The organism is Nocardioides sp. GCM10023255 (assembly GCF_042653125.1).
Classification (GTDB): Bacteria; Actinomycetota; Actinomycetes; order Propionibacteriales; family Nocardioidaceae; genus Nocardioides.
In genome coordinates, this window is the sequence record NZ_JBHSHU010000001.1 from 425,254 (window position 1) to 439,215 (window position 13,962).

A 13,962-nucleotide genomic window follows, 5' to 3' on the forward strand; every position below is an offset into this window, starting at 1 on the left:
CTCGCGGTGGACGCCCGGTGGCCGGTGGTCACAGATCGAGGCTCGACAGCAGGCCCGCGACCAGGGGCACGATCCCGACCAGCACGAAGGCGGGCAGCAGGCACAGCCCCAGCGGCAGCGCCGCCTTCACGCCCACGGCCCGGGCCCGGTCCTCGACGTCCGCGCGGGCCCGGCGGGCGAGGTCCCCAGCAAGCCGCTCCACCGCCGGCACCACGGCGGCCCCGGTCGCCTGGGACCGGGCCAGGGTCCTGCCCAGCGGGGCCAGGTCGGCGTCGGAGCCGAGGGACTCCCAGACGACGACGGGGTCGAGCCCCAGCGCCAACCGCGCGGACACGGCGGCGAGACGGTCCGCCGCGGCGCCGGGCAGCGCGCTGCACACGACCCGGAGCCCGTCCCCGGGCGCGGCCCCCGCCCGGAGGGTGGCGGCGAACAGCGTGACCACGTGCGGGAGGTCACGGCGCACCTGCTCGCGCTCCCGGCGGGCCTCGGGCGTCTCGGCGCGACCGATCGCGACCCACGCGGCGACGCCCACCACACCCGCGGCGGCACCACCGGCGGGGCCACCCACGAACAGCAGCGCCGCCGTGCCCGCGAGCAGCGACAGGAGAGCACGCTGGCGACGCATCCAGCCGCCGGCTGCCGCCTCCCGGGGTCCAGGTCCCGGCGCGGGCAGCCCGGCTCGCACCGGAAGGGCGAGCGCGACGGCCAGGGCCGCGCAGACGACGGCCGTCCACTGCGTCACCGGCACCGGTCCACGTCCCGCGCGATCGCCTCGATCCAGGCCAGCCCCGCCAGGGCGAGCGCGATGCCACCGGCCAGGCAGACCAGTCCGAGCGGTCGCCCCACCAGGAAGCCCCACGGGTCGCCGCCGGCGCCCGAGCCCATGGCCAGCGCGAGCAGCGGCAGGCCGGCGACCATCCGGGCCGTGGCCCGCGCCGACGCGAGCTCGCCCTCCACGACCCTGCGGCTCGCCTCGTCGGCGCGCAGGTCGTCGGCCACGGCGTCCACGGCCCGGGCGAGGCCGTGCCCGGTCCGGTGGGCGACCTGCCACGCAGCGGCGACCAGGCGCAGGTCGGCGGCGCCGGGTGACCGGGCGAGCTGGCGCAGCGAGTCCGGCACGTCCGCGCCCACCCGGAAGGCCTCGGCAGCCGGGGCGAGCGGCGGCCAGGTCGCCGCGGCCCGGTCGAGTGCGGCACCGGGAGGCAGACCGGACCCCAGCTCGGCGGCGAGCAGCTCGCAGGTCTCGAGCACCCGGCCGGCCACCGCCCGGGCATCGCGACGGCGGCGCCGTGCGGCCCAGAGGGCCGAGGCGCCGAGCAGCGCGCCGGTCGCGACCGCCGTGGGCGCGGCGACACCGGGGTGACGGACCGCCAGCGCCACCACACCCGCCACCAGGAGGAGCAGCGGGGCGCGGCGCCCCGCCGCCGGGGCCTGGGACCGCGGACGCACCGGCAGGAGGAGCAGCACCGCCAGCGCGGCGGCGAGCGCAGCGAGGAGGGTCATCGGCCGAGCCGCTCGACGAGCCGGCCACCCGCCGGGCCGATCCTCGCCGGTCCCTCCGGACCGAGCTCCAGGGCGGTGACCATCCGGACCAGGCCGTCCGCACCCCGCTCGGGCACGGCGACCTGGCCCAGACGGCGGTGGCCGTCCCGGTCACGGGTCAGGTGCAGCACGACGTCCACCGCGGACGCGAGCTGGCTGTGGGCCGCCGCCCGGCCCAGCCCCGCGGCCAGGGCCAGCGCCTCCACCCGCGCCGGGACGTCGAGCGCCGAGTTGGCGTGAAGGGTGCCGCAGCCGCCCTCGTGGCCGGTGTTGAGCGCCGCGAGCAGCTCCACCACCTCCGCGCCGCGCACCTCGCCGACGACCAGCCGGTCGGGACGCATCCGCAGCGCTTGGCGGACCAGCGTCCGCAGGTCGATCCCTCCCGCTCCCTCGATGTTGGGCGGGCGCCCCTCCAGCGCCACCACGTGGGGATGGTCGGGCCTCAGCTCGCCCGCGTCCTCGACCAGCACGATCCGCTCGCCGGGTGGCACCAGCGACAGCAGTGCGGCCAGCAGCGTGGTCTTCCCGGTGCCGGTGCCCCCGCTGACCAGGAACGCCACCCGGGAGGCGACGACCGCACGCAGCAGCTCGACCGCGTCGGCCGTGAGCGACCCGGCCGTCAGCAGCTCCTCGAGCGTGAAGGTGCGCGCCCGCGGCACCCGGAGCGAGACCAGCGTGCCCGGGCTGGCGACCGGCGCCAGCACCGCGTGGAAGCGGGTCCCGTCCGGGAGCCGCAGATCGGCGTGCGGCGTGGCGTCGTCGAGGCGCCGCCCTCCCGCGGCCGCCAGCCGCTGGGCCAGCCGCCGGACGGCCTCCTCGTCGGGGAACCGCACCCCGCTGAGCTCGAGCCCGTGCCCACGGTCCAGGTAGACCCGCTCCGCGCCGTTGACGAGGACGTCGGTGACACCGGGCGTCCGCAGCAGCGGCTCCAGCGGCCCGGCACCCACCACGTCGCGACGCAGCGCCTCGTAGACCTCCAGCACGGTGGCGTCGCCGACCGGTCGGCCCGACTCCCGCAGGGCCTGGGCCACCCGGTGCGGGGTGACCTCGCCCGGCTCCCGGGCGAGCCGGTCACGCACCAGCCCGAGGTCCCCGTCGGCCCACGGGCCCGGACCGGAGGTCATGCCGCGGCCCGCGTCATCGCCAGCCGGGTGAGGACGTCCGCGGCGGCACGACCCAGCGGCCCCCGGCGCGACCGCACCGGCCCCAGGCCCAGGTCGATGGCCTCGGCGAGCCCGCGCTGGTCGGCCATCCTGGTCAGGACCGGCACGCCGGTGACCCGTGCCACCTCGTCGGGCTCGACACCGCCCCCGCGCACCACGAGCCGCATCCGCGACGCGTCGGCGGCGCGCGCGCACAGACGCGCCGCCGCGGCGACGCCCGCGACCGAGGGGACGACCAGCACCAGCACGAGGTCGCAGTGGGAGGCCACCTCCTCGACCACCTCGTCGGAGGCCCGGGGCAGGTCCACCACCACGGTGTCGTGGCCACGGCGCGCCGCCGAGAGCGCCTCCCGCACGGCGTACGCCGGCAGCGGCGTGCTCGTGGCCGCGTGCCAGGTCAGTGCCGCGAGGTCCCCGCGCCGGGGCAGCGCGTCGCGCAGCGACCTCGCGCTGAGCCGTCCGGTGGTCCGGCACAGGGCGTCCCACCGGACCCCCTCGTCGTTCTCCAGCCCCAGGACCCGGTCGACGCCCGGCCCCAGGGGGTCGGTGTCGACCACCACGGCCGGCCCGTGCCGCGACGCGACCTGCCCCAGCGCGCAGGCGAAGGTGGTGGCGCCGGCACCGCCGGACCCGCCCACCACGCCCAGCAGCACCCCCTGACCGCGGTCGTGGTCGCCGACGTCGGTCAGCAGCTCGACCAGCCACTCGTCGGCCCGGGGCAGCTCGACCACGCCCTCGGCGCCGACGGCCACCGCCGTGCGGAACAGCGCCTCGGGTGCCGGGCCCGGCACCACCAGGTGCACGCGCGCCCGGCGCGCCGGCTGGGTGCGGGCCACCTCGACCGCCAGGTCGGCCCCCAGGAGGACCAGCGGCGCCGCCGTCCAGGTGCGCAGGGCCGCCGCCGCGTCGGCGGCGACGTCGGGCGTGACCCCCGCGGCCGCCGCCAGGCGGAGCAGGTCGTCGAGCAGGGTCTGGTCACGGGTGATCAGCAGGGGCGCGGTCATGGCAGCAGGCTCCCCGCCACCGGGTCGCTCCACCCGCCTCCCCGGACGGGCTGTGGAGGACGCGTGCGGGAACCGGCGCTGGGGACGACAACCGGACCGGCGACGGCCGGACGGCGTCCCCACCTACGATGTGCCCATGGCGCACCGCCCCACCGCGGCCTTCTTCGACCTCGACAAGACGATCATCGCGAAGTCGAGCACGCTGGCGTTCAGCCGACCGTTCCAGGCCGGGGGCCTGATCACCCGGCGCGCGGTGCTCCGGTCGGCCTACGCCCAGTTCGTCTACCTCGTCGGCGGGGCCGACCACGACCAGATGGAGAAGATGCGGCAGTTCATGTCGCAGCTGTGCGCGGGCTGGGACGTGGCGACGGTCCGCGAGATCGTCGCCGACACCCTGCACAACATCGTCGACCCGCTGGTCTACGACGAGGCCGTCTCGCTCATCGAGGAGCACCACCTCGCCGGCCGCGACGTCGTGATCGTCTCGACCTCGGGCACCGAGGTGGTCGGCCCCATCGGGGAGATGCTCGGCGCCGACCGCGTGGTCGCGACCCGGATGGAGATCGAGGACGGTCGCTACACCGGCGAGATCGAGTACTACGCCTACGCCGAGGAGAAGGCCCGCGCCATCCGCGAGCTCGCCGAGCTGGAGGGCTACGACCTCGAGCACAGCTACGCCTACAGCGACTCCGTGACCGACGTGCACATGCTCGAGGCGGTCGGCCACCCGCACGCCGTCAACCCCGACCGCGAGCTGCGCCGCATCGCGACGGCCAACGGCTGGCCGGTCCTGGTCTTCAGCAAGCCGGTCGCGCTCCGGGCCCGGGTCCCGCTGCCGCCGGCCCGGCCGACCCTGGCCGCGCTGGCAGTCGGCGGGGTCGTCGCCGTGGGCGGCGTGTGGTGGGCCAACGCCCGCAAGCGACGGCTCGGCGCCTGATCTGTCTCGCCCTGACGCCGAATGTCAAGCCTTGAACACGGGATGGATGGGGCGTAGAAACGGGGGCAGAACTCCACAGGACAGCACGTGATCCGGGTACCCACGCGGCGATCTACCCTTCTACAGGGCGCTTGCCAGACCGGGGTGGTCCCGGGGCAGCAGTTGATGTTGCACGCTTGGTAGCCATCGGAGTCACGTGTCAGCGGCGGCATCCGAATCTTCTCGAGTCGGGTGCCGCTCGCACGTCGGGAGCCAGGTCTCAGGCCTCGTCGGCGGCACGTCGCAACGGGCTCGCCTCCGCGCCCGCGGCGTACGCCTCGGGCGCGTAGAGGATCCAGGCGTGCACGCCGGCCCGGCCGCCGTCGGCGTACCCCCGCAGGTTCGACTCGTACGCCGCGCGCAGGGCCAGGTGCCCGGCCTCCGGCACCACCAGCGACTTCTCGTCGACCCCGCGGGCGACCAGCACCAGCCGCTCGGCCGCCCGGGCCACCAGCCCGTTGTGGGAGGCGAAGGGGGCGACCGTCGCCAGCTCGGCGTGCACCACGGCGGCCTGGAGCAGCGCCGGGGCCGAGGTCGTGGCGGTCAGCAGCTCGGCCAGCCCGCGCAGCCGTTCGGCGGACGCGGCGTCCCGTGGGCGGCCCAGCAGCTCGGCGGGCAGGCTCCCGGCCGCGGCCAGCGCGTGGATGCGGGCCAGGGCCTGCAGGGGCGACCGGGCCAGCAGCGGGGCCAGCGAGAGCAGCTCGGTGGAGACCCGCACGGCGTCGTGCGCGACCTGGTCCCCGGTCCCCTCGCGGACCTCGGCGAGGGAGGATCCGGACCCCTCCAGCACCGCGCTCGAGTGGGCACCGCGGAGCAGCGACTCCGCGGTGGTCTCGGGCGAGGTCCGGCGCAGCCCGCGGTCGCGCAGCACCACGTCGATCCCGTCGCGGGCCGCGGCGTACGCCGAGGGCACACCCTCCAGGTTCGTCAGCCAGGCCAGCGGATCCGCACTCATGGCTGTGAAGGCTACGGCTCGCCGATCGGGCATCCCCAGCCGGTAACGTGATCGGTGATGAGTGACGCGCCGCAGCCCCCCTCGGACGACCGCAACCCCGACTGGGCCAGGTCCTTCGGCCCCGTCGCCGACGCCTACGACCGGGGCCGCCCCTCGTACCCCCTCGAGGCGGCGGCGTGGCTGGTCGGCGAGCAGCCGGTGACGGTCCTCGAGCTCGGCGCCGGCACCGGGAAGCTCACCGCGCAGCTGGTGGCGCTCGGCCACGACGTCCACGCCACCGACCCCGACGAGGCGATGCTGGCCGTCCTGCGCCGCGACCTCCCGGACGTGCGCACCACCGTCGCCTCGGCCGAGGAGATCCCGGCTCCCGACCGCTCGGTCGACGTCGTGGTCTGTGCCCAGGCCTTCCACTGGTTCGACCTCGACCGGGCCCTGCCGGAGATCGCCCGGGTGCTCAAGCCGCGCGGCCGCCTCGCGCTGGTGTGGAACCAGCGCGACGAGCGGATCCCGTGGGTGCGCCGCCTCGGCGCGCTCATCGGCACCCAGGAGCAGCTGCGGGAGCCGGCCGAGCCGCTGGTTCAGTCGGCGCTGTTCGGCTTCGTGGAGGCGACGACGTTCCGCTTCTGGCAGACCGTCGACCGCGAGTCGATCCAGGACCTCGTGCTCTCGCGCTCCAACGTCGCGGTGCTCGACGAGGAGGCGCGCGCCGCGAAGCTCGCCGAGGTGCTCGCCTTCTACGACGACTACGGGCGGGGCATGGACGGCATGCAGCTGCCCTACGAGTCCAGCTGCTTCCGGGCGGTGGTGGTGGACCAGCCGCGCGCAACCGAGGAGCCGAAGGCCGTGCACGAGCCGGGGCCGGACGACCAGACCGGCGAGACCCCCGTCGCCGTGGAGCCCGAGGTCTCCGACGGCACGGACACCGACATGCTGCTCATCGACTTCCGGTAGGGCAACCGGGGGCCAACCCCGCCCGTGCACGCTGGGAGAGCGGCACGTATCCACGTGCGCTGCCCACGTCCTAGGGTGGCGAGAGCCACATCGAGCGAGATCCGGGAGAGACCGTGAGCGAAGAGACCCCCTCTGACCAGACCCTGGCCAACCTGTCCCGCGAGGAGCGCCGCTTCGAGCCGCCGGCGGAGCTCGCGGAGCACGCCAACCTCAAGGTCGAGGCCTACGACCGGGCCGCGCAGGACCGGGAGGCGTTCTGGGCCGAGCAGGCGGAGCGGCTCAGCTGGGACCAGAAGTGGGACCGGGTCATGGACTGGGACAACCCGCCCTTCGCGAAGTGGTTCACCGGCGGCCGGATCAACGCGGCGTACAACTGCGTGGACCGCCACGTCGAGGCCGGCCACGGCGACAAGGTCGCCTTCCACTGGGTCGGCGAGCCGGTCGACGACAAGCGCACCCTGACCTACGCGGAGATGAAGGACGAGGTCTCGAAGGCCGCGAACGCGCTCACCGACCTCGGGGTGCGGACCGGTGACCGGGTCGCGATCTACATGCCGATGATCCCCGAGGCCGTCATCGCGATGCTCGCCTGCGCCCGCATCGGCGCCCCGCACACGGTGGTCTTCGGCGGCTTCTCCTCCGACGCGTTGGCCACCCGGCTCATCGACTGCGACGCCCGTGTCGTGATCACCTCCGACGGGGGCTACCGCCGCGGCGCGCCCTCCGCGCTCAAGCCGGCGGTCGACGAGGCCCGCGCGAAGACCGCCGAGAGCGGCCACCAGGTCGAGAAGGTGCTCGTGGTGCGGCGTACCGGCCAGGACGTCGACTGGGACGACTCCGTCGACGTGTGGTGGCACGACGCCGTCGACTCCGCCTCCACCGAGCACGCCTGCGAGTTCTTCGACGCCGAGCACCCGCTCTACGTCATGTACACCTCCGGCACCACCGGCAAGCCCAAGGGCATCCTGCACACGACCGGCGGCTACCTCGTCGGCTCGGCCTACACCCACTGGGCGGTCTTCGACCTCAAGCCGGAGACCGACGTCTACTGGTGCACCGCCGACATCGGCTGGGTCACCGGGCACTCCTACATCGTCTACGGGCCGATGGCCAACGGCGCGACGCAGGTGCTCTACGAGGGCACGCCCGACAGCCCCGAGCGAGGGCGCTGGTGGCAGATCATCGAGGAGTACGGCGTCTCGATCTTCTACACCGCCCCCACCGCGATCAGGTCCTTCATGAAGCAGGGCCGCGAGATCCCGGACCGGCGCGACATGTCGTCGCTGCGGCTGCTCGGCTCGGTCGGCGAGCCGATCAACCCCGAGGCCTACGTCTGGTACCGCTCCGTCGTCGGTGGTGACCGCACCCCGGTCGTCGACACCTGGTGGCAGACCGAGACCGGCTCGATCATGATCAGCCCGCTGCCGGGCGTGACCGCGGGCAAGCCCGGCTCGGCGATGACCCCCATCCCGGGCGTCGCGGCCGAGGTCGTGAACGACGAGGGTGAGCCGGTGCCGAACGGGTCCGGCGGCTACCTCGTGCTCACCGAGCCGTGGCCCTCGATGCTCCGCACCCTGTGGGGCGACGACGACCGGTTCAAGGAGACCTACTGGTCGCGCTTCTCCAAGCAGGGCTTCTACTTCGCCGGCGACGGCGCCAAGAAGGACGAGGACGGCGACATCTGGGTCCTCGGCCGGGTCGACGACGTGATGAACGTGTCGGGCCACCGGCTCTCCACCACCGAGATCGAGTCGGCTCTGGTCTCGCACCCGAAGGTCGCCGAGGCGGCCGTCGTCGGCGCCAAGGACGAGGACACCGGCCAGGCGGTCTGCGCGTTCGTGATCCTGCGGGAGGAGGCCGGCGACGGCGGCGAGGACATCGTCGAGGAGCTGCGCAACCACGTCCGCAAGGAGATCGGTGCGATCGCCAAGCCGCGCCAGATCATGATCGTCCCCGAGCTGCCCAAGACCCGGTCGGGCAAGATCATGCGCCGGCTGCTGCGCGACGTGGCCGAGCACCGCGAGGTCGGCGACGTCACCACGCTGGCCGACTCCTCGGTGATGGACCTGATCTCCACCGGCCTCGACTCCGGCAGGTCCGAGGACTGATCCCCCGCCGAGCCGGCGCCCGTCGACCCGCGCGATGGTCGACGAGCGCCGACTCGGAGTTCGGTAGGGTGGCCGCAGGAGCGCCGGGAAGTCTGGTCGGCACCATGCCGTCGACCCTTGGAGCGCCATGACAACGCCCCCGCACCACCGTTCGCAGGGCCCGCAGCCCGGTCGTACGCAGCGACTCTTCACCCGGGGGTCGTTCCTCGAGAGCTCACGGGTCGCCGAGATCCTCCGGGCGGAGACGACCGGCGGCCTGCTGCTCATCGCCGGCGCGTTGGTGGCGATCGTCTGGGCGAACACCCCGTGGTCCGACGCCTACGCGGCGCTGCGGGACTTCCGGGTCGGGCCCGAGGCGCTCGACCTCCACCTCAGCCTCGGGACCTGGGCCGCCGACGGGTTGCTGGCGATCTTCTTCTTCGTGGCCGGCCTCGAGCTCAAGCGCGAGTTCGTGGCCGGCGACCTGCGCGACACCCGCCGGGCCGCGCTGCCGGTGGTGGCGGCCGTGGGCGGGATGGCCCTGCCGGCGCTGGTCTTCGCCGCGATCAACCTCCGCGGTGACGGCGACCTGTCCGGCTGGGCGATCCCGACCGCCACCGACATCGCGTTCGCGGTCGCGATCCTCGCGGTGATCAGCACCCACCTCCCGGTGGGTCTGCGCACCTTCCTGCTCACCCTCGCCGTGGTCGACGACCTGCTGGCGATCACGATCATCGCGATCTTCTACACCGACCAGCTCCACCTGGCCTGGCTCGCGCTGGCGGTCGTGCCGATCGCGGTGTTCGCCGTCCTCGTCCAGCGCCGGATCCACCGGGGGTGGCTGCTGATCCCCCTCGCGGTCGTGGCCTGGGCGCTGGTCCACGAGTCCGGGGTGCACGCGACGGTGGCCGGTGTCGTCCTCGGCTTCACGGTGCCGGTACGCCGTCGCGACGGGTCGGACGGGACCGGCCTCGCCGAGCACCTCGAGCACCTGGTGCGACCGGTCTCGGCGGGCGTCGCCGTGCCGGTGTTCGCCTTCTTCGCGGCGGGCGTCACCGTCGGGGGACTCGACGGGCTGCGCACCGCCCTGCAGGACCCGGTCGCGCTCGGGATCATCGCCGGTCTGGTGGTCGGCAAGACCGTCGGCATCGCCGGCTCGACCTGGCTGCTCGCGACGTTCACCCGGGCCGACCTCGACGACGAGCTGTCGTGGGTCGACGTCCTCGGGATGGCCATGCTCGCCGGCATCGGGTTCACCGTCTCGCTGCTGATCGGCGAGCTCGCCTTCGGCTCCGGCACGGCGCGCGACGACCACGTCAAGGTGGGCGTGCTCGTCGGATCCCTGGTCGCCACCCTCCTCGCCACCGTCGTGCTGCGGGCCCGCAACCGGGTCTACCGCCGCATCTGCGAGCTCGAGGAGCGCGACGACGACGCGGACGGGATCCCCGACGTCTACCAGACGAGGGACGACGGAACGGCCTGACGGCGCAGCTCCCACGCCTCCTTCTGTAGGGTCAGCACCGAGCCCAGCCCACGAGCCCATCCGCAGGGGGAACACCGCATGGCAACCGAACCGGTCAAGGCCGCTGCTCCCACCGAGGACGAGCCGACCATCGGCAAGCTCGTCACCGACGCCAGCCGGGACATCTCCAGCCTGATCTCCAAGGAGATCGCGCTCGCCAAGTCCGAGCTGAAGGTGAGCGTCAAGGCAGGCGGCACCGGCATCGGCCTCTTCGCCGCCGCCGGGTTCCTCGCCGTCCTGGCGATCATCATGCTCTCGGTCGCGATCGCCTACCTCATCCACTGGAACGGCGACGGGCTCGCCCTGCAGTGGGCGTTCCTGATCGTCTTCGCGTTCTACCTGCTGCTCGCCGGACTGCTCGTCTACGTCGGCGTGCGCAAGGTCAAGCAGGTGCGGGCACCGGAGAAGGCGATCGCCCAGGGCAAGGAGATCCCCCGCGCCCTGAAAGGCCGGGCCTGATCCACCGGCCTGATCAAGCGGCCCTGATCACCCGGCGCAGTCGCCGGTGGACACCTCGCCGTTGCTGGCCCGGCCGAGCTCCGCGCTGCGCTGCACCTGCTCGGTCGTGAGCGCGTAGCCGGTGTCCGGGTCGGTCACCGAGGCCGCGAACACCACGCCCACGACGTCACCGGCCGACGACACGATCGGTCCGCCGGAGTTGCCGGGGCGGACCAGCCCGCGCAGCGAGAACACCTGGCGGATCACCGCGCCGTCGCCGTAGATGTTGGGCGAGCGCAGCCGCTGCTCGGCGCGGACACGGCCGGGCTGGACGTCGTACGGGCCGTCCTCGGGGTAGCCGAGGATCGCGACGCCCTCGCTGGCCGTGCCGCCGGTGTCGAAGTCGAGGACGGGGGCCGTGCCGGTGTCCGTGGCGAGCACGGCCACGTCGATGTCGGGGTTGTAGTAGACGACCTCGGCGGGGACCGAGCTGTCGCCGATGAGCACGTCGGGCGAGTCGACGCCGGCCACCACGTGGGCATTGGTCATCACCCGGTCGGGGGCGTAGACGAAGCCCGACCCCTCGACGCCGCGGCCGCAGTCGTTGGTGCCGCGCACCTTCAGCACGCTGGTGGCAGCGTCGACCACGTCGGGGTCCTTGAGCAGCCGCTTCGGCCCGGGCCCGACCTCGACGATCCGCTCCGGCGCGAACGGCTCGAGGTAGCGCGGGAAGAAGCTGGTGCCGACCACGTTGTTGAACGCCTGGAGCACGCCGCCGGCCGAGGACGGCAGCACGCCGTCGACCTCGCTGAGCACCGCCGAGCTGCGCACCATCGTGGTGATCGAGCCGATGCGGGTGCCCGAGATCGCGACCCCGAGGGCCCAGGCGACGAGCAGCACGGCCGCGGCGCTGAGCGCGGCCCCGCCCACGGCGTCGATGGCGCGGATCGGCTGCCAGGTGATCCGGTCGCGGATCTTGGCGCCGAGGAACTGCAGGATAGCCTGCCCCAGCGAGGCCGAGAGGATCACGATGAACAGCGCGCCGAGCGACACCAGCAGCGACGATTGGGCGTCGCCGAGGGCGACGGGTGCCAGCCAGACGCCGAACAGGCCGCCCAGCAGCAGGCCGGCGGTGGCGAAGGCACCGGTGACGAAGCCCTGCCAGTAGCCCGAGAGGGCGTAGGCCAGGACCAGCACCACCAACAGCCAGTCGAGCATGTTCACCGGCGTTCCTCGAATCTGGTGTTGGGCTGCACGTCGCGCGGGACGGGTTCACCCTGCAGCATGTAGTCCGGCAGGTCACGCATCGGCGGATCGTCCACCTCGGTCGTCCAGCCCAGGAAGTCGAAGAGGCGGGCGATGATGCCGGCCGTGAACCCCCAGAGGATGACGTCCTTGTCCTCGCCGATGAGGAAGCCGGGGCCGACCCAGCCGGAGGGGTGGCGCACGGCGATCCGGTGCTCGGGGGCGACCAGCTCGCTGATCGGCACCCGGTAGACCTCGTGGACCTCGTCGGGGTCGACGACCGCCACCGGGGTGGGCTCGTGCCACCAGCCGAGGACCGGGGTCACCGCGAAGTTGCTCGGCGGCAGCCACAGCTCGGGCAGCTCCGCGAACACTGTCACGCCCTCGGGGTCCAGCCCGGTCTCCTCCCACGCCTCGCGCAGCGCTGCCTCCCGAGGTGTCTCACCCGGGTCGAGCTTGCCGCCCGGGAAGGAGACCTGTCCGGGGTGGGAGCGCATGTGGTGGGCACGCTCGGTCAGCAGCAGGTCGGGGCCGTCGGGGCCTTCCCCGAAGAGCATCAGCACCGCCCCGAGGCGGGCGTCGGAGTCCTCCGGCGGCATGAACCGGGTCAGGTCGTGCACCGTGATGGACCGCGCGCCGGCCTCCACCGGGCGCAGCCAGTCAGGCAGCCCGGGCGCGGCGCTCACAGCTGCACCCCCAGGTGCTCGTCGACCAGGTCGACCAGCTCGTCGACGGAGTCCACGCCGCCGGCGGCGAGCTCGACGTGACCCGACTCGTCGACGAACGCGAACAGGGGCAGCCCCATCCGGGCCGGGAACGGGGCGGCGCCCTGGAGCTCGCCCTGCGGGTCGGCCAGCAGCGGGTAGGTCACGCCGGACTTGCCGACCAGGTCCATGGCGCCCTGCGCCTGCGGGTCCTGGAAGTCGATGCCGAGGACACCGACGCGGTCGCCGTACTGCTCGTGGAACTGCTGGAGCACCGGCATCTCCTGGCGGCAGGGGCCGCACCAGGAGGCCCACAGGTTCACCACGAGGGGCCCGCGCAGGCTCGACAGGGTGACGTCGTCGCCTCCGCCGAAGCAGGGCAGCGTCACGTCGGGGAGGCCACCGTCGACCGGGGCGGCGTCGGCGGGCCGGCAGGGCTCCACCCCGGCGTCCTTCTTGGCCTGGCGCAGCTGCTGGGTGTCCACGTCGATCTTCGCCGGGCCCGGGGCGGGCACGGAGTCGGTGCCGCAGGCGCTCAGCACCAGCACCGCCGCGGCCAGCGCGGCAACGAGGGACGGCCTCACGCTCTGCCCTCGGTCCGCACCAGCTTCGCCGCCGCCTCGGGGTCGGTGGGACCCTCGCCGTACGCCGGGCACCAGCGCGCCACCGGGCAGGCACCGCAGGCGGGGTTGCGGGAGTGGCAGACCCGCCGGCCGTGCCAGATCAGGTGGTGGCTGAGCATCGTCCAGTCCCGCTTGGGGAAGAGCGCGCCGATCGCGTGCTCGACCTTCACGGGGTCGGTCTCGTCGGTCCAGCCGAAGCGGCGGGCCAGGCGGCCGAAGTGGGTGTCCACGGTGATGCCGGGGACCCCGAACGCGTTGCCGAGCACGACGTTCGCCGTCTTGCGCCCCACGCCGGGCAGGGTCACCAGGTCCTCGAGCCGGGCCGGCACCTGGCCGTCGTACCGCTCGACCAGCGCCTGACTCAGCTTGAGCAGCGACTCGGTCTTGGCGCGGAAGAAGCCCAGCGGACCGACGATCTGCTCGAGCTTGTCGCGCTCGGCCGCGGCCATCGAGGGCGCGTCGGGGTACGCCGCGAAGAGCGTCGGGCGCACCGCGTTGACCCGCTTGTCGGTCGTCTGGGCCGACAGCACGGTCACCACGAGCAGCTCGAAGGGGTTGTCGAAGTCGAGCTCGCAGCGCGCGTCGGGGTAGGTCTCGGCGAGGACCCGGTCGATCTTCCGGGCACGCCGGACCAGGCCGGTGGGGGTTTCCGCATCGAGCACGCGCCCCAGCGTACGGCGCACCGCCGACGGCGTCCCGATCGCGACTTCCCGGTGCCGGTTGTTCCTGTGACCAATTGCACTGGCTAGGAT

The 13,962-nt window shown here is 73.9% G+C and carries 14 protein-coding genes; 5 read left to right on the top strand and 9 right to left on the bottom strand.

What is annotated here, in order from left to right:
- Positions 1 to 28: 28 nt before the first annotated feature.
- From ACFO9I_RS02080 to ssd, 4 genes are read right to left on the bottom strand one after another with little or no spacing between them, the layout of a single operon-like run.
- Positions 29 to 742: a type II secretion system F family protein gene (locus tag ACFO9I_RS02080; protein WP_379177307.1), complete on the bottom strand. Its 714-nt coding sequence runs from the start codon at positions 740 to 742 to the stop codon at positions 29 to 31.
- A complete protein-coding gene (locus ACFO9I_RS02085) occupies positions 739 to 1,503 on the bottom strand; it encodes a type II secretion system F family protein (protein ID WP_379177309.1) in 765 nt (254 codons plus the stop codon). The genes ACFO9I_RS02080 and ACFO9I_RS02085 overlap by 4 nt, the downstream gene beginning before the upstream one ends.
- Positions 1,500 to 2,666 carry a TadA family conjugal transfer-associated ATPase gene (locus ACFO9I_RS02090; protein WP_379177311.1) on the bottom strand — a complete coding sequence of 389 codons (1,167 nt, stop codon included), beginning with the start codon at positions 2,664 to 2,666 and terminating at the stop codon, positions 1,500 to 1,502. The genes ACFO9I_RS02085 and ACFO9I_RS02090 overlap by 4 nt, the downstream gene beginning before the upstream one ends.
- The gene (gene ssd, locus ACFO9I_RS02095; RefSeq protein ID WP_379177313.1) at positions 2,663 to 3,709 is read right to left on the bottom strand and encodes a septum site-determining protein Ssd; all 1,047 of its coding nucleotides are present in this window, start codon (positions 3,707 to 3,709) and stop codon (positions 2,663 to 2,665) included. Before ssd ends, ACFO9I_RS02090 begins: the two co-directional genes overlap by 4 nt.
- Positions 3,710 to 3,845: 136 nt before the next feature.
- Here ssd and ACFO9I_RS02100 point away from each other — a divergent pair, with 136 nt between their 5' ends.
- Complete coding sequence (locus tag ACFO9I_RS02100) at positions 3,846 to 4,646, top strand: HAD family hydrolase (RefSeq protein ID WP_379177315.1); 801 nt, start codon at positions 3,846 to 3,848, stop codon at positions 4,644 to 4,646.
- A 259-nt stretch (positions 4,647 to 4,905) separates the two neighbouring features.
- On the opposite strand, the gene ACFO9I_RS02105 is transcribed toward ACFO9I_RS02100, so the two are convergent.
- Positions 4,906 to 5,640 (bottom strand): oxidoreductase, encoded by a 735-nt coding sequence (locus tag ACFO9I_RS02105; protein ID WP_379177316.1) that lies wholly within the window; start codon positions 5,638 to 5,640, stop codon positions 4,906 to 4,908.
- Positions 5,641 to 5,697: 57 nt separating this feature from the next.
- Between ACFO9I_RS02105 and ACFO9I_RS02110 the strand changes: the two genes are divergently transcribed.
- From ACFO9I_RS02110 to ACFO9I_RS02125, 4 genes are all read left to right on the top strand, one after another.
- A complete protein-coding gene (locus tag ACFO9I_RS02110; RefSeq protein ID WP_379177318.1) occupies positions 5,698 to 6,591 on the top strand; it encodes a class I SAM-dependent methyltransferase in 894 nt (297 codons plus the stop codon).
- Positions 6,592 to 6,704: 113 nt separating this feature from the next.
- A complete protein-coding gene (gene acs, locus ACFO9I_RS02115; RefSeq protein ID WP_379177320.1) occupies positions 6,705 to 8,699 on the top strand; it encodes an acetate--CoA ligase in 1,995 nt (664 codons plus the stop codon).
- 127 nt (positions 8,700 to 8,826) lie between these two features.
- Entirely contained in the window at positions 8,827 to 10,161 is a 1,335-nt protein-coding gene (gene nhaA / locus ACFO9I_RS02120; RefSeq protein WP_379177322.1) for a Na+/H+ antiporter NhaA, read from the top strand.
- A 78-nt stretch (positions 10,162 to 10,239) separates the two neighbouring features.
- Positions 10,240 to 10,659: a phage holin family protein gene (locus ACFO9I_RS02125; protein WP_379177324.1), complete on the top strand. Its 420-nt coding sequence runs from the start codon at positions 10,240 to 10,242 to the stop codon at positions 10,657 to 10,659.
- A gap of 27 nt (positions 10,660 to 10,686) precedes the next feature.
- Here ACFO9I_RS02125 and ACFO9I_RS02130 read toward each other — a convergent pair whose 3' ends face one another.
- Genes ACFO9I_RS02130 through nth form a run of 4 tightly spaced genes read right to left on the bottom strand, consistent with a single transcriptional unit; the run spans position 10,687 to position 13,872 of the window.
- Entirely contained in the window at positions 10,687 to 11,856 is a 1,170-nt protein-coding gene (locus ACFO9I_RS02130; protein WP_379177386.1) for a MarP family serine protease, read from the bottom strand.
- 2 nt (positions 11,857 to 11,858) lie between these two features.
- On the bottom strand, positions 11,859 to 12,569 hold the full coding sequence (locus ACFO9I_RS02135; protein WP_379177325.1) for an NUDIX hydrolase: 711 nt from the start codon (positions 12,567 to 12,569) through the stop codon (positions 11,859 to 11,861).
- Positions 12,566 to 13,171 (bottom strand): TlpA family protein disulfide reductase, encoded by a 606-nt coding sequence (locus ACFO9I_RS02140; RefSeq protein WP_379177327.1) that lies wholly within the window; start codon positions 13,169 to 13,171, stop codon positions 12,566 to 12,568. Before ACFO9I_RS02140 ends, ACFO9I_RS02135 begins: the two co-directional genes overlap by 4 nt.
- A complete protein-coding gene (nth, locus tag ACFO9I_RS02145; protein ID WP_379177329.1) occupies positions 13,168 to 13,872 on the bottom strand; it encodes an endonuclease III in 705 nt (234 codons plus the stop codon). Before nth ends, ACFO9I_RS02140 begins: the two co-directional genes overlap by 4 nt.
- Positions 13,873 to 13,962: the final 90 nt, after the last annotated feature.